The organism is Acinetobacter sp. ANC_7635 (assembly GCF_056779945.1).
Window position 1 is genome coordinate 1 of the sequence record NZ_JBWYIS010000037.1, and the last position, 399, is coordinate 399.

Here is a 399-nt window from a genome sequence, read left to right on the forward strand (position 1 = left end):
CGCAAACGGCTGAAAACGTGGCTGAACAGTTCAATATTAGCCGTGCTGATCAAGACCAATTTGCTTTAACCAGCCAACAACGTACGGCTGCAGCGCAAGCACGTGGTTTCTTTGATCAAGAAATCGTGCCTGTGACTATTCCACAGCGTAAAGGTGATGCAGTTGTGGTGGCAAAAGATGAACATCCTCGTGCATCAACCACTTTAGAAGCGTTAACCAAGTTAAAACCTGTTGTAAAAGCAGACGGTACAGTAACCGCAGGTAATGCATCAGGCATTAACGATGGTGCTGCTGCGATTCTGATTGCTTCTGATGCAGCTGTAGAAAAATATGGTTTAAAACCTCGTGCCAAAGTGATTGGTGCAACCACTGTTGGGGTTGAACCTCGCATTATGGGCT

1 protein-coding gene is annotated in these 399 nt (G+C 46.1%); it reads left to right on the top strand.

The genetic code is table 11. From position 1 onward, the window contains the following. Positions 1 to 399 (top strand): thiolase family protein (locus tag AC1M89_RS14770; protein ID WP_481614395.1); only part of this gene is annotated, 399 nt, incomplete at both ends.